The organism is Mesorhizobium sp. M7A.F.Ca.US.010.02.1.1, assembly GCF_004023085.1.
GTDB lineage: Bacteria > Pseudomonadota > Alphaproteobacteria > Rhizobiales > Rhizobiaceae > Mesorhizobium.
In genome coordinates this window covers 126,290-144,771 of record NZ_RZRV01000006.1, presented here as the reverse complement: position 1 = coordinate 144,771, position 18,482 = coordinate 126,290, and the positions used below count along the sequence as shown (strand labels likewise).

The 18,482-nt window shown below is 62.2% G+C and carries 17 protein-coding genes and 1 tRNA gene; 14 read left to right on the top strand and 4 right to left on the bottom strand.

Translation table 11 applies throughout. The annotated features are described in order from the left end of the window. Positions 1–23: 23 nt before the first annotated feature. Genes EOA19_RS08925 through EOA19_RS08910 form a run of 4 tightly spaced genes read left to right on the top strand, consistent with a single transcriptional unit; the run spans position 24 to position 4,277 of the window. Positions 24–1,010 carry an autoinducer 2 ABC transporter substrate-binding protein gene (locus EOA19_RS08925; RefSeq protein ID WP_023810448.1) on the top strand — a complete coding sequence of 329 codons (987 nt, stop codon included), beginning with the start codon at positions 24–26 and terminating at the stop codon, positions 1,008–1,010. Positions 1,011–1,057: 47 nt separating this feature from the next. Beyond that, positions 1,058–2,005, top strand: coding sequence for an ABC transporter permease (locus EOA19_RS08920; RefSeq protein ID WP_023810447.1), 948 nt, complete (start codon positions 1,058–1,060; stop codon positions 2,003–2,005). After that, positions 2,002–2,961 carry an ABC transporter permease gene (locus EOA19_RS08915; protein ID WP_128303348.1) on the top strand — a complete coding sequence of 320 codons (960 nt, stop codon included), beginning with the start codon at positions 2,002–2,004 and terminating at the stop codon, positions 2,959–2,961. Before EOA19_RS08920 ends, EOA19_RS08915 begins: the two co-directional genes overlap by 4 nt. Continuing rightward, on the top strand, positions 2,961–4,277 hold the full coding sequence (locus tag EOA19_RS08910; RefSeq protein ID WP_128303347.1) for an ArgE/DapE family deacylase: 1,317 nt from the start codon (positions 2,961–2,963) through the stop codon (positions 4,275–4,277). The genes EOA19_RS08915 and EOA19_RS08910 overlap by 1 nt, the downstream gene beginning before the upstream one ends. A gap of 254 nt (positions 4,278–4,531) precedes the next feature. Here the strand turns inward: EOA19_RS08910 and EOA19_RS08905 are convergent, their stop codons facing one another. Together EOA19_RS08905 and tig are read right to left on the bottom strand one after the other, a co-directional pair. Next, positions 4,532–5,056, bottom strand: coding sequence for a hypothetical protein (locus EOA19_RS08905; RefSeq protein WP_128303346.1), 525 nt, complete (start codon positions 5,054–5,056; stop codon positions 4,532–4,534). Between the two features lie 160 nt (positions 5,057–5,216). Next, positions 5,217–6,683 carry a trigger factor gene (gene tig, locus EOA19_RS08900; protein ID WP_128303345.1) on the bottom strand — a complete coding sequence of 489 codons (1,467 nt, stop codon included), beginning with the start codon at positions 6,681–6,683 and terminating at the stop codon, positions 5,217–5,219. A gap of 372 nt (positions 6,684–7,055) precedes the next feature. Here tig and EOA19_RS08895 point away from each other — a divergent pair. Then, a tRNA-Leu gene (locus EOA19_RS08895) sits at positions 7,056–7,140 on the top strand. Positions 7,141–7,206: 66 nt separating this feature from the next. Here EOA19_RS08895 and EOA19_RS08890 read toward each other — a convergent pair. Then, on the bottom strand, positions 7,207–7,785 hold the full coding sequence (locus tag EOA19_RS08890) for an NUDIX domain-containing protein (protein WP_128303344.1): 579 nt from the start codon (positions 7,783–7,785) through the stop codon (positions 7,207–7,209). 224 nt (positions 7,786–8,009) lie between these two features. On the opposite strand from EOA19_RS08890, the gene EOA19_RS08885 reads away from it, so the two are divergent. From EOA19_RS08885 to EOA19_RS08875, 3 genes are all read left to right on the top strand, one after another. Then, on the top strand, positions 8,010–9,113 hold the full coding sequence (locus EOA19_RS08885) for an NADH:flavin oxidoreductase/NADH oxidase (RefSeq protein WP_128303343.1): 1,104 nt from the start codon (positions 8,010–8,012) through the stop codon (positions 9,111–9,113). Positions 9,114–9,364: 251 nt separating this feature from the next. Continuing rightward, positions 9,365–9,643: a DUF982 domain-containing protein gene (locus tag EOA19_RS08880; protein WP_013532012.1), complete on the top strand. Its 279-nt coding sequence runs from the start codon at positions 9,365–9,367 to the stop codon at positions 9,641–9,643. A gap of 30 nt (positions 9,644–9,673) precedes the next feature. Next, on the top strand, positions 9,674–9,913 hold the full coding sequence (locus tag EOA19_RS08875) for a DUF2188 domain-containing protein (RefSeq protein WP_013532013.1): 240 nt from the start codon (positions 9,674–9,676) through the stop codon (positions 9,911–9,913). 155 nt (positions 9,914–10,068) lie between these two features. Here EOA19_RS08875 and EOA19_RS08870 read toward each other — a convergent pair whose 3' ends face one another. After that, positions 10,069–10,350 carry a hypothetical protein gene (locus EOA19_RS08870; RefSeq protein WP_128303342.1) on the bottom strand — a complete coding sequence of 94 codons (282 nt, stop codon included), beginning with the start codon at positions 10,348–10,350 and terminating at the stop codon, positions 10,069–10,071. A gap of 321 nt (positions 10,351–10,671) precedes the next feature. On the opposite strand from EOA19_RS08870, the gene EOA19_RS08865 reads away from it, so the two are divergent. The 6 genes from EOA19_RS08865 to EOA19_RS08840 all read left to right on the top strand — a co-directional run bounded on the left by EOA19_RS08865 (position 10,672) and on the right by EOA19_RS08840 (position 18,481). Continuing rightward, positions 10,672–11,415, top strand: coding sequence for a competence/damage-inducible protein A (locus tag EOA19_RS08865; RefSeq protein WP_128303341.1), 744 nt, complete (start codon positions 10,672–10,674; stop codon positions 11,413–11,415). 81 nt (positions 11,416–11,496) lie between these two features. Beyond that, positions 11,497–12,330, top strand: a complete 834-nt coding sequence (locus EOA19_RS08860; RefSeq protein ID WP_023810436.1) for a universal stress protein — start codon at positions 11,497–11,499, stop codon at positions 12,328–12,330. A gap of 132 nt (positions 12,331–12,462) precedes the next feature. Further along, entirely contained in the window at positions 12,463–12,963 is a 501-nt protein-coding gene (gpt, locus tag EOA19_RS08855; protein ID WP_128303340.1) for a xanthine phosphoribosyltransferase, read from the top strand. 210 nt (positions 12,964–13,173) lie between these two features. Further along, positions 13,174–13,662: an NUDIX hydrolase gene (locus EOA19_RS08850; RefSeq protein WP_023810435.1), complete on the top strand. Its 489-nt coding sequence runs from the start codon at positions 13,174–13,176 to the stop codon at positions 13,660–13,662. Positions 13,663–13,794: 132 nt separating this feature from the next. After that, positions 13,795–14,106, top strand: coding sequence for a PilZ domain-containing protein (locus EOA19_RS08845; protein WP_023810434.1), 312 nt, complete (start codon positions 13,795–13,797; stop codon positions 14,104–14,106). Positions 14,107–14,704: 598 nt separating this feature from the next. Next, positions 14,705–18,481: a vitamin B12-dependent ribonucleotide reductase gene (locus EOA19_RS08840; protein WP_128303339.1), complete on the top strand. Its 3,777-nt coding sequence runs from the start codon at positions 14,705–14,707 to the stop codon at positions 18,479–18,481. Position 18,482: the final 1 nt, after the last annotated feature.

Sequence of the window (18,482 nt, the reverse complement as noted above, 5' to 3'; positions counted from 1 at the left end):
ATTTCCAGAGAGGTTCAAACACAATGCTTTCACAGCTCAAGAAAGTGCTCGCCGCTTCCGCACTGTCACTCGCCATTGCAACCGCGGCGCATGCCGCGGACAAACACAAGGTCGCCTTCGTTCCGCAATTGATCGGCATCCCTTACTTCAACGCCATGGAAGCCGGCGGTAATCGCGCCGCCAAGGACCTGGGCGTCGATTTCATCTATTCCGGTCCCGTCGACACCAATCCGGTCGACCAGTTGCAGATCGTCCAGAACCTGATCGATCAGGGCGTCGAGGCGATCTCGGTCAGCGTCCTCGATGCCTCCAGCATCGCACCCGTGGTCGAGAGCGCCAAGGCGAAAGGCATCAAGCTGTTCACCAGTGACAGCGACGCGCCCGACAGCGGCCGCGCCGTCTATGTGGCGCAGGCGACCGACGAAGGCCTCGGCACAACCATTGTCGACGAACTCGTCAAGCGCGTCGGCGAGGACGCAACCATCGGCATCATCTCCGGCGAGGCAACGGCGTCCAATCTCAACGCCTGGATCGGCTTCATGCAGAAGCAAGCCACCGCCAAATATCCGAAGCTGAAGCTGCTCGCGCCGCAATTCGCCGGCGGCACCGCCGAACGCGCCGCGCAAATATCAGGCGATCTGATGGCGGCCAACCCGGACATCAAGGCCATCATCGCCGTCGCCTCCTCGACATGCCCGGGCGTAGCCCAGGCCATCGAAACCGCAGGCAAGATCGGCTCGGTCATCGGTGCCGGCTATTGCAGCCCGAACACGGCACGGTCCTACCTGAAGAGCGGAGCCTTCGGCTTCACCGTGCTCTGGGATCCCGAGCAACTCGGCTATCTCACGGTTTGGGCCGGCAAACAGCTGATCGACGGCAAGAGCTTCGAGGCGGAAAACAAGGTCGCCGGCCTGGAAAAGCCCGTCACCTATGATGCCGCCAAGGGCATTTTGCTTCTCGGGCCGCCGGCTGTCTTCACCAAGGACAATGTCGACAAGTTCAACTTCTGAGCTCTGAGATGAACGTGGTGCGGCAGTTTGGAAACGGTGTCTTCTCCATGAGCGGGCGGGAGTGGTCTCTGCTTGTCGCCTGTTTGCTGGCGATCGTCATCTTTTCTGTCGCATCGCCGCACTACGCGACATCAGGCAATGCAGCCACGGTCTTGCGCAACAGTGTCGAGTTGCTGCTGATCGGCCTTGGCATGACCCTGCTGCTCGCCATGGGCGGCATCGATGTCTCGATCGGCATCGTCATGGGTCTGGCGGCGATCGCCATTGGGCGCGTGCTCGGCGCCGGCGGCAATCCGCTGCTGGCGCTCATTGCGGGTCCTTTGGTCGGTGCGGTGCTGGGATGCGTGACCGCCGCCGTCGTTGTCCTCGGCCGCGTTCCGGCAATTGTCGGTACACTCGGCCTGCTCGGTGTCTACCGCACCGCCGTCTTCGTACTTCTCGGAGGGCAATGGCTTTCGGGCCTGCCCTCGAGCCTTACAGATCTTCTTGCAACCAGCGTGCTCGGCGTCCCCGTCCCTGCCCTGGTGATTGCCGCTGCCTATCTGGCCGTCTGGCTGGCGCTGCGGCGAACCCCTTATGGGCTGCATCTGCTGGCGATCGGCAATTCGGAGGAAAAAGCGCGGCTTTCTGGCATCCCAGTGATCAAGATCCGCTTCATGACCTTCGCCATCAGCGGTGTGCTGACTGGCATTGCCGCCACGTTCTATGTCGCCACCTATCGCAATGTGGAGATGACGATCGGCAGCACGCTGGCGCTCGACGCCATTGCCGCGGTCATTCTTGGCGGCACCAGCATATTGGGCGGCAGATGCAGCCTGATCGGCACCGTGCTCGGCGTGCTTCTGCTTAGAATCCTGCAAAACGGTCTGCTGCTGATCGGTGTCCCCTCCCTTTGGCAGCCTGTCGTCACCGGCGTTCTCATCATCGGCGTGCTTGGCTTCGAAGCTGTTTGCAACCGATTGCCGCTCGGCAGATTTCAACGAGCCCGCGCATGAAAACGTTCCGCAACCTGCAGGGCCCGGCCCTTACCCTGGCTTTGCTCTGTACGCTTTGGCTGATCGTCATTGTCGGCCTGCTGGCGCTCAAGCCGTCTGTCTTCCATCTCGGCACTGTCACCACCATTCTTCAGTTCTCGACGATCCTGGCCCTGGTCGGCCTTGGGCAGGGATTGGTCATCATGGCCGGTGGCGCCGGCATCGACCTCTCGGTCGGCGGCGCGGTCTCGCTGTCCGCCATCGTCGCGATGCTTTGCCTCAAGCTGGGATTGCCGCCGGTCCTGCTGCCCGCCGTCTGCATCCTGGCCGGCGCGATGCTCGGTGCCTTGAACGGATGGCTGGTGAACGGGCTCGCGCTTCTCCCCTTCATCGCGACGCTCGGCACCTTCTTCGTCTATTCCGGCGCTGCACTTGCCATTACCGGCGGCGCGGCCCAAGCCGGCGTGCCCTCCTGGCTGCTTGTGTGGGGGCGCGGCGTCGTCATGGGCATTCCCCTGCCCTTTCTCACCCTTGCCATCCCCTGCTTTGCGCTAGCCGGTTTGGTGCTGCTCTCGACAGCGTGGGGGCGCTGGATCTACGCCATGGGCTTCAACGAACGCTCGGCCAGGCTGGTCGGTATTCCGGTCGATCGCGTTCGCTTGGTCCTCTACGCCTTGAGTGGCGCGCTCGCCGGCGCCGCGGGACTCGTCTCGATCGCCTGGCTCGGCAGCGGCAGGCCCAATATCGGCCAGAACCTCGAACTTGAATCGCTGACTGCCGCCATGCTCGGCGGCATCGCCATCACCGGCGGGCGCGGCGGCGTCGGCGGCGTGTTCGCGGCCGTCCTGCTGCTGGTCACGCTGAAGACCGGCCTTCTGCAATTGAACATCAACACGGTTTGGCAGGTGGGGATTGTCGGCGCCCTTCTGGTTTTTGTCCTTCTCGCCGACCGACTTTCCCAACGTTGGAGATCATGATGCCGTCCATGGAAGAGATCATTGCCGCGCGCGTCGAGGCAAGCGCTGACCGTATCGTCCAAACGCTGAGCGATCTCGTCGCCTTCCCCTCGATCGTGAAATCCGATCCAAAGGAGGCCGGCCCCGGCGAGCGTGATTGCCAGGTCTATCTGCAAAAGCGGATCGAGGCGCTAGGCTTCTCGACCGATCTATGGGACCCGGACGGCCCAGCACTCTACGAAAAATACAAGGGGCGGGCCGGCGCCAACAAAGGCAGGACGTTCGAAGGCCGGCCCAATCTCGGCGGTATCTTGAAGGGCACGGGCGGCGGTCGCTCCATCATGCTGACCGGCCATATCGATGTCGTCCCGCCCGGCGCCGCCGGGCACTGGACGACCGACCCGTTCCAGCCTGTCCTCAAGGACGGATTTCTACACGGCCGTGGTACGGTCGACATGAAAGGCGGCGTCGCCTGCATGCTGATGGCCGTCGAGATCCTGAGGGGACTCGACATTCCCCTGTCCGGAGACGTCGTCTTCACCACCGTCGTCGACGAGGAAATCGGCGGCATGGGGTCGCTGGCCATGGTCGATCGCGGCTTTCACGCCGACGCCGGCATCATGACCGAACCGACCGCGAACAGGATCGCACCGCTCTGTCACGGCATTCTGTGGGGGAAGATCATCATTGACGGCATAGGCGGGCATGCGGAGCTGACGCCCAATGCCTGGTATTCGAGCGGCCCGGTCGATGCCGTCCAGCTTTGCCGGCAGATCCTCGACGGCATCGACATCCTCAACCGGCGCTGGATGTTCGATCCCAGCAAGAACCATCCGTTGATGGACCTGCCCAACCAGATCATCGTCACCCAGATGAGCGCCGGCGAACATCCGTCCTCCATGGCAGGGCGCGGCGAGATCATCATCGACGCCCAGTATCTGCCAAGCGAGCATGACGAGTTCAAATTGGGCGGCAACGTCAAACGCGAAATCGAAGAGCACATAGCCAATGTCTGCCAGGCAGACCCTTATCTTCGCCAGCGCCCTGCCCGCGTCGAATGGATTCTCGACGCCGACTGCGCCGAGATCCCAGCGGACAATCCCTTTGTCGGCGTCTTCCAGGAGGCCGTCAAAGAAGCCAATCTCTCGCCGGTCCTGAGTGGCTTTGGCGCGCACAGCGACATCGGCCTGCCGACCGGCCTCGGCAACACCCCGACCGTCAATTTCGGTCCCGGCGACCCCGCGCAGGCGCATCAGCCGAACGAACGCGTTTCGGTGCGCGATCTCGTCGATTGCACCAAGGCAATTGCAATTGCCGTCGAAAAATGGTGCCGCTAGCGGGCAGACGATTGGCAGTGCGACAACGCAGCATAGGGGCCATGGCCCTTCGACAGGAGCCGCAGCTTCTGGTCATCGACCGGCGGCGGCACGCCCTCGAGTTCCCGCCATGCGGCAAGTGATCGATCTTTGCCGCACTGCAGGCATGGTTCCGCCACTGCCTGGTGACGTCGTCGCGTTCTGACACCCGGCGAGCTTGCGCACGTGATTTGAGCTGAACGCCTGTGCAGCAAGCCGTGCCCGTTGCGGTCCGTTCACGGCGGATCGGTGTTGCAGCTGCCGGCTACCTGGTTGACCGCTTCGCCGAACCCGGCGAGGTCGAAATCGGCCTCGCCGCGCCCCGCCAGCAGCCCGAACCGCCACGAAAGCTGGAGCCGGTTCGCGGCAACAAGGCGCCTGATGCCGTCGGCGCCATCGCGCACCAGCATCCGGCCGCGCGGCCCGACCGACCAGCTTTCATCGAACTTGCTCTCCTGATCGACCGTGATCGACATCGTGATCTTGCGGCTGGCCGAAACAGCGTCGTTCAATTGCAGCCATTCAGTCCAATGCGGCTCGCCGTTTGCCCGGCAGGCAATCGTCAGGATCGGGCTGTAGCTCAAGGCACCGCCGCCGGTGATCAGCTTGTTGGTGGCATAGAGCGAGGCCGTGACGAGGCCGTCTTCACTCGTGCCGAACCGCCAGTTATCAGGCACCGTGCCGGCCTGGGCAATGCCGCAGACCGAAACAAGGATCAGCGCGATTACCGAAGCGTGTCCCAATTCGACGAACAGTCTCAACACGCCCTCCAACAACCAAGCGGCTTGCAATAGAAGCGCAGATAATGATCAAAGCTTGGTCGCCACAGGCCATCGCTCGCGAAGCATGGCGGCTGTTGCAGTTTGGCAACGAAAAAGGCCGCCTCGACGGCGGCCTTCCTGTTTCAGCGGAGCGCTGGTGTTATTCGGCGGCCTTCTTCTTCGGCGCGGCCTTCTTCTTGGGCTCTTCCGCGTCGTCGGCCGTCTTGGCGTCGGCCTTCTTGGCGGCGGCTTTCTTCGCCGGCTTCGCCTTGACGGCGGTATCGTCCTCTTCGTCGTCGGCCATCAGCTCTTCCTTGCTGACCTTGACGTCGGTGACCGAAATCTGACCGAGCAGATGGTCCACCACCTTTTCCTCGAACATCGGCGCCCGCAGCGTGTTCAACGCTTCCGGATTGTTGCGATAGAACTCGAAGACTTCCTGCTGCTGATTGCCGGGATAGCGGCGCACCTGCTCGAACAGGCCGCGCTGCAGCTCTTCGTCCGATACGGTCACGCCGGCCTTCTCGCCGATTTCAGCCAGCACCAGGCCGAGGCGCACACGGCGCTCGGCAAGCCGCAGATACTCGGCACGCGCCTCTTCTTCCGTCGTCTCTTCGTCGGCGAAGGTGCGTCCGGCTGCTTCCAGGTCACGATTGACCTGCGCCCAGATGTTGTTGAACTCGGCGTCGACGAGCTTCGATGGCGCCTCGAACGAGTAGGACGCGTCGAGCTGGTCGAGCAGCTGGCGCTTGACCTTCTGGCGCGTCATGGCGCCGAACTGGTTCTCGATCTGGCCGCGCACGACGTCGCGCAGGCGCTCCAGCGACTCCAGGCCGAGGTTCTTGGCGGTCTCGTCGTTGATTTCCAGCGCGCCGGGCTGGGACACTTCCTTGACGGTGACGTCGAAGGTCGCTTCCTTGCCGGCCAGATGCGCGGCCTGGTAGTTTTCCGGGAAAGTCACGGTGACCTGCTTTTCGTCACCGGCCTTGGCGCCGACCAGCTGATCCTCGAAGCCGGGGATGAATTCCTTCGAACCCAACACCAGCGGCTGATCGGTGCCGGCGCCGCCATTGAAGGCTTCGCCGTCGATCTTGCCGACATAGTCGATGCTGACGCGGTCGCCATTGGCGGCCTTGCCGGTCTTCGGCTCGTAGCTGCGCGCCGATTCGGCAACACGCTGGACCTGCTCGTCGATCTCGGCATCAGGCACGTCGAACACCTGGCGTGTCACCTTGATGTCGGAAAAGTCCTTGATCTCGATCGCCGGGATGATCTCATAGTTGAGGCGGAATTCGAAGTCAGCGCCGCCGGCCAGGATCTTCTCGGCTTCCTTCTCGTCCTCGGTCATGATGACTTCGGGCTGCATGGCAGCCTTTTCACCACGCCCGGTAATGATCGAACGGGTCGAATCGTTGAGGATTTCGTTGACCACTTCGGCCATGAACGACTTACCGTAAACCTTGCGCAGATGCTGCACCGGCACCTTGCCTGGACGGAAGCCGTTGATGCGGACCTTGTTGCGGGCATCCGAAAGCCGCGCCATCAGCTTGGCTTCCATGTCACCGGCCGGCACGGTGATCTTGATCTCTCGCTTGAGACCGGAGTTGAGCGTTTCGGTGACCTGCATCGTAAAACCTTTGTTTTCACCAATGAGACTGCCACGGCCTCTGCCGTTCACAGCCTGCCGGTATATTCTTGCCGGGAATGGCTTTTGGTACGGAACCTGGCGATTTGACCGAAAACCCGGCTCAAACTCTCCCAAACTGCGTTCCAAAATGTGAATAAGTTCTTGTTTTTCCTACTTCTTATCACATTCTGCAGAAGCGGATCGTCGCGTCCCGTCACATTTGACACGCCTTTTGTCACAGGCGAGGCCAATTTTCAACAGTCTTCGCATTCCGGCGAATAACCAGCATTCGGCCTGACCACATCTTGTCGCTGACCCACATCTTGTCTCTGACATTGACAGAATGATGGCCACATGGGATTGCCGGTCCATGCGGATGTGGCGGAACTGGTAGACGCCCTGGATTTAGGTTCCAGTGCCGAAAGGCGTGGGGGTTCGAGTCCCTTCATCCGCACCACCCTTCGCTCTGCGAGCTTCGGGTGGCTGGCCACCCGAAGCCTTGGCGAAGGAGGCCCAGTGCCGTTCAGGCAGCCATCGGATTGAGCTTCAGATGCTGGATCAGGATAATGGTCTTGGCGTCGATGATGCGGCCATCGGCGATGCCGGCCAGCGCCTCGTCGAGCGGCATTTCCAGAACCTCGATGTCCTCGCCCTCCTCTTGCGCGCCGCCGCCGGCCGAGATGCGGTCGGCGGGTGAATAACGGGCGATGAAAAACCAGAGACGTTCGGTGACGCTGCCGGGGCTCATATAGGGCGAAAACAGCCGCTCGACGTTCTGCAGCCGGTAGCCGAGTTCTTCCTCCGCCTCCTTGCGGATGCAGGTTTCGGGATCGTTTTCGTCCAACAGGCCGGCACAGGCCTCGATCAGCGGCTCGCGGTGGCCGGTGACATAGGCGGGATAGCGGAACTGGCGCACCAGAAGCACGGTCGAACGCAAGGGGTCGTAAGGCAGGATCACCGCGCCATCGCCGCGATCATAGGTCTGGCGGATTTGCGTCTCCCACTGACCGTCGCGCCGACGGTAGTCGAGAACGGTCTTCTTCAGGACGGCCCAGTCGTCGGAGAGGATTTCCTCCGAACGGACGCGAATACGATCTTCCATCGTGGTCTCCATGCAAAAGCGCGTCGCGCTTTATGCTCCTGTTTTATGCGTGTCGTTCTCCCAAACCGGGGCCACTTTGGGCGCCATGCATTGCCGAGGCCTATCCGCGAACCGGCATTTCGGCAATCCCGTCAGTGATTGGTCCAGAACCCCTTTCACCGCCTCGTGTCTGGCGCGGGCGCCATCGGTCGCCTAAATAGCTGCGAACCCTCCCGGAGTTTCTCATGACAGCGTCGCTTTTCCAGTCGATCACCCTCGACGGCCTCACCTTCCCCAACCGCATCGCCGTCGCGCCGATGTGCCAGTATTCCGCCGACGACGGCTCGGCCAGTGACTGGCATCTCCATCACTGGATGAATCTCGCAATGTCCGGTGCCGGCATGGTCACAGTCGAGATGACCGATGTCGAGCGGCGCGGGCGTATTACCCATGGCTGCCTCGGCCTTTATTCCGAAGACAATGAAGCCGCCGCCCGCCGCGCACTGAACGCCGCACGACGCGTCGCCGCACCCGGCACGAAATTCGGCTCCCAACTCGCCCATGCCGGCCGCAAGGCTTCGAACCGCAAGCCGTGGGAAGGCGGCGGGCCACTGCAGCCAAACGAGGATCCCTGGCAGACCGTTTCCGCCTCGGCCATCCCCTACGACACCGGCTGGAACGTGCCGCACGCACTGGAGGACGAGGAGATCCTGCAGCTCATCGAACGCTTCGCCGAAGCCGCAAGGCGGGCCGAACGCGCCGGCTTCGATTTCATCGAACTGCACGCCGCGCATGGTTATTTGATCTTCCAGTTCCTGTCGCCCTTGTCCAACCAGCGCACGGACCGCTGGGGCGGCTCGCTGGAAAACCGCATGCGTCTTGCCGTCGAAATCGCCAAGGCGGTGCGCAAGGCTACGCCAAAGCTGATGCTCGGCGCGCGGCTGTCGGTGATGGATTGGGTCGATGGCGGCTTCGACGTGGCGGACGCGATCGAAGTGGCCAAAGCGCTCAAGGACGAGGGCGTTGCCTATCTCTGCTGCTCGAGCGGCGGCAATTCGCCGTTGCAGAAATTGCCCACCGGCCCCGGCTATCAGGTGCATCTGGCGGAGGCGGTGCGCAAGGGTGCTGATATTCCGACCCGTGCCGTCGGCCTGATCGACGACCCCAAGCAGGCCGAAGCGATCCTCACCGAGGGCCGCGCCGACATGGTGGCGCTGGCGCGGGCCTTCCTGGCTGATCCGCGCTGGGGATGGCGTGCGGCGGCGACATTCAGCGAAACGATCCACCCGGCGCCACAACTTGCCCGTTCGGTGACCACGATGCAGCACTGGATGAAGGCAGTAGGCTGAACGGTCCGCCCGACACGCGCCCTCCTGTCTCCAGACAGCTTGACGGTGCTTCGCAGCTATTCCGTCCGCAAGCTGTTGGGTGGGACGAGGCTGCGGCGGGCGTGGCCGGGCGTGGGAGGAAACCTGTTCAGGGCATTCTTGCCGGTTGCGGCGCTGACCGCAGGTGTAGAACCTTCAAACAGCCTCTGAGACGTTTGGGCGCAGGCTGACGGCCATGGTTGCAACCAATTTGGCTGCTTTGCGTTGCGGCCATGATGGACAACAAACCTTTTGAAGTGCCGGTCGTCGTCGAACTTGGCCACGTCGGCAAATATCGCCACATCCGCAGCGCCCAGGAGGCCGCGGAGTGCCTGATGACGGTGTGGCCGCTCAATCGCGGCCCGCGCCATCGTGATGCCCTCGACACTTGCCTCAAAGTGCTGGAAGGTTATCGTTCGACAGCAGATGCGCGCCGGGCGCTGATTGAAGCCGCCAAGGAATCGGAAGTGCTGGTGCCCGACGACAGACTGCCCGACGACCGGCTGCATTGAGCAGACGGACCTTTCAACCGGAGGTTTTCCATGGCGAAGCTGACTTACAAGATCGTCGAGCATGACGGCGGCTGGGCCTACAAGGTCGGAGCGACCTTTTCCGAGACGTTTCCCACGCATCAGGACGCATTGCGCGCAGCCGAAATCGCCTCGGCTGAGCAGCAGGTCGCCGGAGCGACCGACGGCATCCAGTATGAGGACGCCGAAGGCAAATGGCACGAAGAATTGGCCGACGGCCGCGACCGGCCGCAGACAGAAGTCTCAGATTAATTCGGTATAGCGCTTGATGTTGAGCGGTCCGACAGGGCGCCGACCGCAGCGCCGTCCGGAGAAAGGACGCGCCACCGGCCAGCGGCTGTCCTTGCGGACTAGCCCTCGAACATTGCTTTCCAGAAAATCAGTGTGCGCGTGGAAATCGCGTTTGGCTATTTGCCGCAATACTGATCGTTGACGTTTTGCCCTGCGTTGGCGTCCGGACCTGGCGTGTTGTGGGCACATGGGCCTATTGCGCCGGTGTTGCCTTGGGTGTTCAACCCGGAGCCGTCACGGATGCTTCCCGTGGTATAGGGGTCGACAGTTGTCTGGTCGCTGTTGCCGAACAGCCACCAATCACGATTGTTGGAATACCTGTCGTCCAGTGACTGCGCCATCGCCGATGTTGCGAGACCGATCGTCAGAACAGATGCTGCGAGAATTTTTGTAACCATTGAATCACTCCGTATCTTAGCCGCCTTGGTGCGACACTCATAAAACCCGGTAGTCAGCCGAATGGTTCCTTGAAATTGTCGTGAAGCTGAGGTGAGGCCCTGACCAGCAAAGCCCGGCCGGCGATGCGCTCGATGAATGCGGCGGTTCGCTCCGGGATCACGAATTGCGGCACGTGCCCTATCCCCTCGACCAGTTCGAACCTGGATCCTTGACCTCATCGACTCGCCGTGGCGGCGCGAAGATGACATTGCGGCCACCGTCGCGCCGCGCTATCTCAGACCACTCGCCTTCCCAGGCCACTCGCCTTGCCGGAGCCTTCCATGCCTGAAATCGTGACCGCCGCCATGCTCGTCATCGGCGATGAGATTCTGTCCGGTCGAACCAAGGACAAGAACATCGGCCATCTCGCCGACATCATGACGGCGATCGGCATCGACCTGAAGGAAGTGCGTGTCGTCCCTGACGAGGAAGACGAGATCATCGCCGCGGTGAATGCCGTGCGCAGCCGTTACACCTATGTGTTCACCACCGGCGGCATCGGTCCGACGCATGACGACATCACGGCCGATTCCATATCGAAGGCTTTTGGCGTGCCTTGCGAATACGATGCCCGGGCCTATGCGGTGCTGGAAGCAAGCTATGCCGCGCGCGGCATCGAATACACGCAGGCCCGCAAGCGCATGGCGCGGATGCCGCGCGGCGTCGATCTCATCGACAATCCTGTGTCGGTCGCACCTGGCTTCCGCATCGGCAACGTCCACGTCATGGCCGGCGTGCCATCGATTTTCCAAGCCATGCTCGACAATGTCGTGCCGACGCTGAAGGCCGGCACGAAGATGCTGTCGGCGACCGTGCCCTGCCCGTTCGGCGAAGGCCTCATCGGCGGGCCGCTGGGTGATATCCAGAAAGCGCATCCGGATACGATCATCGGCTCCTACCCGAAATATGGCGACGGCAAGTTCTGGACCGAGTTGGTCGTGCGTGCCCGCAGCCAGGAGGCGCTGGACGCCGCCCGCGCCGATGTCGAGGCGATGGTCGCCGGCTTCGCCAGCAATCCCGGCTGATCTGGTCCAGGCCGGAACAAAGCACGACGCTGCAACGTTTCCCCGGCACGAGTTTGCCAGCTCGTAAACCGAGGGATTGTCATGCGATTCAAAACCATCGTCGCTATTCTGCAGAACGAGCAGGACGCCGAGCGCGTGCTCGACTGCGCCATTCCGCTCGCCACCCGATTTCAGAGCCATCTGGTCGGCATCCACGCCGAAACGCTTCCCGTGCCCTACACCTCCGCCACAGGCTTTCCCGACACCGAATTCCTGCAGGTTTCGGCAGATATGAACCGGGAACGGGCCGAGAAGTTGAGGACGCTGTTTCTCAGGCATATCGAGGATTCCGGTCTTTCCTTCGAGTGGCGAAGCCTGGAAAGCTTTTCGGGTGACAGCGCGCTGACCGGGATTTCAAGCGTGCGGGCCGCCGACCTGATCATAGCGGCGCAGCGCGAAACGGGCGGCGATTCCAGTGCGGACGTAGACACGCTGGTCTACGATGCCGGCCGGCCGGTGCTGGTGGTGCCGCACGAGGGTCCGCTGATCACCACCTTCAAACGCGTCTTGCTCGCCTGGAACGGAAGCAAGGAAGCGGCACGCGCCGCCTTCGACGCGCTGCCCTTCATCATCGAAGCCGAGAAGACCGACATATTGGTTATCGACCCTCCTGAAACGCTCGACGACAGCCCGGAGGCCGCCGGCGCCGAAATCGCGTCGGCGCTATCGCGCCACGGCGCCACCGTCAGCGTCTCGGTGCAGCAGTCGGGCGGCAGTTCGGTCGATGATATCATCCAGACCAGGATCGCGGAAACCGGCGCCGATCTGCTGGTGCTTGGTGCCTACAGCCACTCATGGCTGCGTCAGCTTCTGTTCGGCGGCGTGACGCGCAGCGTGCTGCGCACCGCGCCGGTGGCAGCCTTCCTGTCGCGGTAGGTCCACACCGATCGTTGGCCCTTGCCTTTGCCAAGGCCCTTGCTCTTGCCAAGATGGGGGCTTTCCAGCTAATTCCGCGCGCATTCCCCTGTTTACCTGCGCGCGATCCCCGCGTGCTGTGGAGTGCGCGACATGTCCCTTCCCGAAAAAGCCTTTCCGGTCTCCTGGGACCAGTTCCATCGCGACGCCCGGGCGCTCGCCTGGCGGCTTTCCGGCGCCAACAAGGGACAATGGAAAGCGATCGTCTGCATCACGCGAGGCGGGCTGGTCCCCGCGGCGATCATCTCGCGTGAACTCGGCATCCGCGTCATCGAGACGGTCTGCGTCGCCTCCTATCACGACTATACCAGCCAGGGGCAGCTGCAGGTCCTCAAGGAGATCACCCCTGCCCTGCTCGCCGAAGACGGCGCCGGCGTGCTGATCATCGATGACCTGACCGACACCGGCAAGACGGCGGGCATCGTGCGCGCGATGATGCCCAAGGCGCATTTCGCCACCGTCTACGCCAAGCCGAAAGGCCGGCCGCTGGTCGATACTTTCGTCACCGAAGTCAGCCAGGACACCTGGATCTATTTCCCGTGGGACATGGGCTTCACCTACCAGAAGCCGATCGCCGACGACCACGCGGGCTGATTCGAACTACCTGCCTGTTACAGACCGGCAGCTTGCACTGGGGATGATTTGCTTTCGCAAACAGGTCCGGCAGGGCCGGATATTTGTGAAATCGACGTCTATCGGCGGAAATCGGCCAGGCGAATGAAATTTTTTACTTTTATTGCCGACAATTAGCCGTAAGATTCGTGAGACGGCAAACGATTCCGGAGGCTGGGGCTAGCTTCTTCGATGTTGACGAGGCCAACGACACACAATCATCTGGCCGAAAGGGTCCGACGGCTCTTCGGCACGGCGCCGTGCCGCCTGCAGGTTGCCGCCCTGCCTTGGCGCGACACGGGAGACGGCGTCGAGATCATGCTGATCACCAGCCGCGATACGGGTCGATGGGTGTTGCCCAAGGGCTGGCCCGAGGCCAGGGAGCCGCTCTGCGAGGCCGCGGCGCGCGAAGCCGGCGAGGAGGCCGGGCTGCGCGGTCGTGTCTCTCATCTTGAAGCCGGCCGTTACTTCTACGCCAAGGTACTGGCTTCCGGCGAAGAAGTGCCGTGCGAGGTCCTGGTGTTTCCGCTGCATGTCGACAAAGTCGCGGACCGCTGGAAGGAAAAACACTCACGCACCCGCAAATGGGTCCGCGCAAGCGAAGCGGTGCGCATGGTCAACGAACCCGACCTTTGCCAGATCATCGCCTATTTCTGCGCCGACCCGCACAGCTTCTCCTGACGGGCGGCCACACCGCGCTCTTTGCAAAACGGGACTGGCTTGCAAGGGCTGGACATGCGTTGGCGCGTATCGACATGAATGCTTTGCTAAGGAATCAAGGATAGGATTCGGCAGCTCTGGTATTTTTGATCGATGGCGAATCCCGCAAATCCAATTCCAAACGAGTCCGACGAGCCCCAGCGCGAGCGTCGTCCGCGCGTGCTCAAGGGCGGGTCGATCATCACCGGAATTTCGAATTCGGAAGTGGGCTGCACGCTGCGCAATCAGCACGACGGCGGCGCCGAACTGAAGATACCGCTCGAAGCCCGGGTCCCAGATCGCTTCCTTCTCTATGTGCCGCTCGACGGCATTGCCTATCGTTGCGAGGTCCGCTGGCGACGCAACGACCGTATCGGGGTGCAGTTCACCGGCACCGAGCCAAAACCCCGGCTGCATTACGGCTGACGCCCGGGCAAGCTTGCGCGCGGAAAATCGTGATCCGCGCCTGCATTCTATCCCCGTTATCCACATATGTGACACACAAGATGTTGGGGTCACAAAAGCTACGCAAACGAATCCTTGACGGCGCAAAACGAGTCGCCTTTTATAGGCCATGTGCTCCTGTTGAGAGTGCGACCGGAAAGTTCTGAGCCCGGTCTTTTTTCCCGGACTATGTGCGTTTTTGCTCGCATTTCCGCCTGTTTACGAGGCCGGCGGAAGCGTTGGGATTGTGGGGCGGTTGGGACGATAGGGACAATTGTCGGGCTTGAATAAATTGTCTGTTAATACTATATTTAGTGTTTGCAGGTAGGTTCGACGCTAGATAGTGTGAATTTCCCTCGATCGAGGGAATCGGAAAAAATCAGTTTTGAGGGACCCGCGGGTTCGTCGGCGCGTTGGACAGATACTTCGCAAGGAGTTTGACCAGCAGGGCCGGCGGAGACCGCGAAAATGGATAGCCGGTCGTTTCGAACGCCCGGCAGACGGCGGACATGCGCGTTTCGCATCGGGGGCAGAAATCCCTTGGGAAAAGCGCTATATATAGACAAAAGGGACCGGACCAATGCGCATCGAGCGTCGTTTCACCAAGCCAGGACAATCTGCCTATGCGGAGATCGAATTCCGCAAGGCGCTTTCGGAGATCAAGAATCCGGATGGTTCGGTGGTGTTCCGCTTGGACAATATCGACGTGCCGGCGCAGTTCTCCCAGGTTGCAGCCGATATCCTGGCGCAGAAATATTTCCGCAAGGCCGGTGTCCCCGCACGCCTTAAGAAGATCGAGGAGAACGACGTCCCCTCCTTCCTGTGGCGCTCCGTCGCCGATGAGGCGGAACTGGCGAAGCTGCCGGAAGCCGAGCGCTACGGTTCCGAGATCGACGCCCGCCAGGTCTTCGACCGGCTTGCCGGCACCTGGACTTACTGGGGCTGGAAAGGCGGCTACTTCAAGGGGTCGGAGGAAGACGCGCGCGCCTTCCGCGACGAGCTTGCCTACATGCTGGCCACCCAGCGCGTCGCGCCGAACTCGCCGCAATGGTTCAACACCGGCCTGCACTGGGCCTATGGCATTGACGGCCCGAGCCAGGGCCACTTCTATGTCGACCCGTTCACCGGCAAGCTGACCAAGTCGAAATCCTCCTACGAGCATCCGCAGCCGCATGCCTGCTTCATCCAGGGCGTACAGGACGACCTCGTCAACGAGGGCGGCATCATGGACCTGTGGGTGCGTGAAGCGCGCCTGTTCAAATACGGCTCCGGCACCGGCTCCAACTTCTCGCTGCTGCGCGGCGAAGGCGAAAAACTGTCCGGCGGCGGCCGCTCGTCGGGCCTGATGAGCTTCCTCAAGATCGGCGACCGTGCGGCGGGTGCCATCAAGTCGGGCGGCACCACGCGCCGCGCCGCCAAAATGGTCATTGTCGACGCCGACCACCCCGATATCGAGGAATTCATCGACTGGAAGGTCAATGAAGAGCAGAAGGTCGCCTCGCTGGTGACCGGCTCGAAGATCGTCAAGAAGCATCTCGAAGCGATCATGAAGGCCTGCGTCAACTGCGAAGGCAATGGCGACGACTGCTTCGACCCGTCGATCAACTCCGCGCTGAAGCGCGAGATCAAGGCGGCCAAGAAATCCGCCGTGCCGGAGAACTACATCTACCGCGTCATCCAGTTCGCCAAGCAGGGCTATAGCTCGATGTCGTTCAAGACCTACGACACCGACTGGGATTCGGATGCCTACCTCACGGTTTCGGGCCAGAACTCCAACAATTCGGTGTCGCTGAAGGACAATTTCCTGCGCGCCGTCGAGGACGATGCCGACTGGCACCTGACCGCCCGCAAGGACGGCAAGGTGATGAAAACGCTGAAGGCCAGGGATCTCTGGGAAAAGATCGGTTACGCCGCCTGGGCGTCGGCCGATCCGGGCCTGCATTTCAACACCACGATGAACGACTGGCACACCTGCGCTTCCGCTGGTGCGATCCGGGCGTCCAACCCGTGCTCGGAGTACATGTTCCTCGACGACACGGCCTGCAATCTCGCCTCGATCAATCTGCTGCCCTACCGCAACGCCGACGGCACGATCGACATCGCAGCCTACGAGCACACGGTGCGGCTGTGGACCATCGTTCTCGAAATCTCGGTCATGATGGCGCAGTTCCCGTCGAAGGAGATCGCCAAGCAGTCCTACGAATACCGCACGCTCGGCCTCGGCTATGCCAATATCGGCGGCCTGCTGATGACGTCGGGCATTCCCTACGACTCCGATGAAGGCCGCGCGATCTGCGCCGCACTCACCGCGATCATGACCGGCATGGCCTATGCCACCTCGGCCGAGATGGCCGGCGAGCTCGGCGCCTTCGCCGACTACGACCGCAATGCGCAGAACATGCTGCGCGTCATGCGCAACCATCGCCGTGCCGCCTATGGCGAGAAGCAGGGCTACGAGAAGCTCGCCGTCAATCCGGTGCCGCTGGTCGCTTCCGACCTGAAGCAGCAGGACCTTGCTACCCACGCTAAGGCCGCCTGGGACCGCGCCATCGAACTCGGCGAGGAGCATGGCTACCGCAACGCGCAGGCGACCGTGATTGCGCCGACCGGCACGATCGGTCTGGTCATGGATTGCGACACCACCGGCATCGAGCCCGACTTCGCGCTGGTGAAGTTCAAGAAACTGGCCGGCGGCGGCTATTTCAAAATCATCAACCGCGCCGTGCCGGAAGCGCTGCGCACGCTCGGCTACTCCGAAGCCCAGATCGCCGAGATGGAGGCCTATGCGGTCGGCCACGGCAACCTCAACCAGGCGCCGGCCATCAACCCCGGCGCGCTCAAGGCCAAGGGTTTCACCGACGACAAGATCGCGGCGCTCAACGCAGCCTTGAAGTCGGCCTTCGACATCAAGTTCGTCTTCAACCAGTGGACGCTCGGCGCCGACTGGGTGAAGGAGACGTTCGGCTTCACCGACGAGCAGCTCAACGACTTCTCGTTCGAGATCCTGCCGGCGCTGGGCTTCTCCCGCAAAGACATCGAGGCCGCCAACATCCATGTCTGCGGTGCGATGACGCTGGAAGGCGCGCCCTTCCTCAAGGCCGAACACCTGGCGGTGTTCGACTGCGCCAGCCCGTGCGGCAAGATCGGCAAGCGCTCGCTTTCGATCAACAGCCACATCCAGATGATGGCGGCGGCACAGCCCTTCATTTCCGGCGCCATCTCGAAGACCATCAACATGCCCAACGACGCGACGGTGGAAGACGCCAAGGGCGCCTACATGCTGTCGTGGAAGCTGGCGCTGAAGGCCAACGCGCTCTACCGCGACGGCTCGAAACTGTCGCAGCCGCTCAATTCCTCGCTGCTCGCCGATGGCGAGGACGACGAGGATGATGCCGTCGAGCAGCTGCTCGCCGCACCTGCGGCAGCACGTGCCGCACAGATCACCGAGCGGATCGTCGAGCGCATCATCGAGCGCGTGTCGCGCGAGCAGGAAAAGCTGCCCGGCCGCCGCAAGGGTTACACGCAGAAGGCCAAGATCGGTGGCAACACCATCTTCCTGCGCACCGGCGAATATGACGATGGCCGTCTCGGCGAGATCTTCATCGACATGAACAAGGAAGGCGCGACCTTGCGTGGCCTTCTCAACAACTTCGCCATCGCCATTTCGCTCGGCCTGCAGTACGGCGTGCCACTCGACGAATATGTGCACGCCTTCACCTTCACCAAGTTCGAGCCGGCCGGCATGGTGCAGGGCAATGACGCCATCAAGAGCGCGACGTCGATCCTCGACTACGTGTTCCGCGAGCTGGCGATCTCCTATCTCGGGCGCAACGATCTCGCTCATGTCGACCAGTCGGACTTTTCCAACACCGCACTTGGCCGCGGCATCAGCGAAGGCAAGACGGATGCGGTCTCCAAGGGCCTGACCCGCGGCGCCTCGCCGGTGAAGCTGGTGTCGCGCGTCAGCGGCAACGATCCGAAAGGCTTTGCGGCTCCCTCGGGCACCCCTGCCCGCTCAGTGCCGACCGCCTTCTCCGGCTCCAACGTGCTGGCCCTGAAACCGGCCAGCGACGAAGCGGTCGCCTACAAGCGCGACTATGAGGAGCGGGCGAAGGAACTGGCCGAGGACATCGCCTTCGAGGAAGCGGCTGCTTCCGACGCCACGGCGGGATTGTTCACCGATGCCGCGGCCGTTGAGGCGGCCGAAGCCAAGAAACTCGCCAACGACCGCCGTGCAAGATCCCTGCTCCAGGGCTACACCGGCAATTCCTGCTCCGAGTGCCAGAATTTCACCATGGTGCGGAATGGGACCTGTGAGAAGTGCGATACGTGTGGTTCGACGAGCGGGTGCAGCTGAG

Excerpts from the sequence above, each read along its gene's own strand:
- EOA19_RS08925 (WP_023810448.1), top strand. The coding sequence starts at position 24 with ATGCTTTCACAGCTCAAGAAAGTGCTCGCCGCTTCCGCACTGTCACTC.
- EOA19_RS08920 (WP_023810447.1), top strand. The coding sequence starts at position 1,058 with ATGAGCGGGCGGGAGTGGTCTCTGCTTGTCGCCTGTTTGCTGGCGATC.
- EOA19_RS08915 (WP_128303348.1), top strand. The coding sequence starts at position 2,002 with ATGAAAACGTTCCGCAACCTGCAGGGCCCGGCCCTTACCCTGGCTTTG.
- EOA19_RS08910 (WP_128303347.1), top strand. The coding sequence starts at position 2,961 with ATGCCGTCCATGGAAGAGATCATTGCCGCGCGCGTCGAGGCAAGCGCT.
- tig (WP_128303345.1), bottom strand. The coding sequence starts at position 6,683 with ATGCAGGTCACCGAAACGCTCAACTCCGGTCTCAAGCGAGAGATCAAG.
- EOA19_RS08890 (WP_128303344.1), bottom strand. The coding sequence starts at position 7,785 with ATGGAAGATCGTATTCGCGTCCGTTCGGAGGAAATCCTCTCCGACGAC.
- EOA19_RS08885 (WP_128303343.1), top strand. The coding sequence starts at position 8,010 with ATGACAGCGTCGCTTTTCCAGTCGATCACCCTCGACGGCCTCACCTTC.
- EOA19_RS08880 (WP_013532012.1), top strand. The coding sequence starts at position 9,365 with ATGATGGACAACAAACCTTTTGAAGTGCCGGTCGTCGTCGAACTTGGC.
- EOA19_RS08875 (WP_013532013.1), top strand. The coding sequence starts at position 9,674 with ATGGCGAAGCTGACTTACAAGATCGTCGAGCATGACGGCGGCTGGGCC.
- EOA19_RS08870 (WP_128303342.1), bottom strand. The coding sequence starts at position 10,350 with ATGGTTACAAAAATTCTCGCAGCATCTGTTCTGACGATCGGTCTCGCA.
- EOA19_RS08865 (WP_128303341.1), top strand. The coding sequence starts at position 10,672 with ATGCCTGAAATCGTGACCGCCGCCATGCTCGTCATCGGCGATGAGATT.
- EOA19_RS08860 (WP_023810436.1), top strand. The coding sequence starts at position 11,497 with ATGCGATTCAAAACCATCGTCGCTATTCTGCAGAACGAGCAGGACGCC.
- gpt (WP_128303340.1), top strand. The coding sequence starts at position 12,463 with ATGTCCCTTCCCGAAAAAGCCTTTCCGGTCTCCTGGGACCAGTTCCAT.
- EOA19_RS08850 (WP_023810435.1), top strand. The coding sequence starts at position 13,174 with ATGTTGACGAGGCCAACGACACACAATCATCTGGCCGAAAGGGTCCGA.
- EOA19_RS08845 (WP_023810434.1), top strand. The coding sequence starts at position 13,795 with ATGGCGAATCCCGCAAATCCAATTCCAAACGAGTCCGACGAGCCCCAG.
- EOA19_RS08840 (WP_128303339.1), top strand. The coding sequence starts at position 14,705 with ATGCGCATCGAGCGTCGTTTCACCAAGCCAGGACAATCTGCCTATGCG.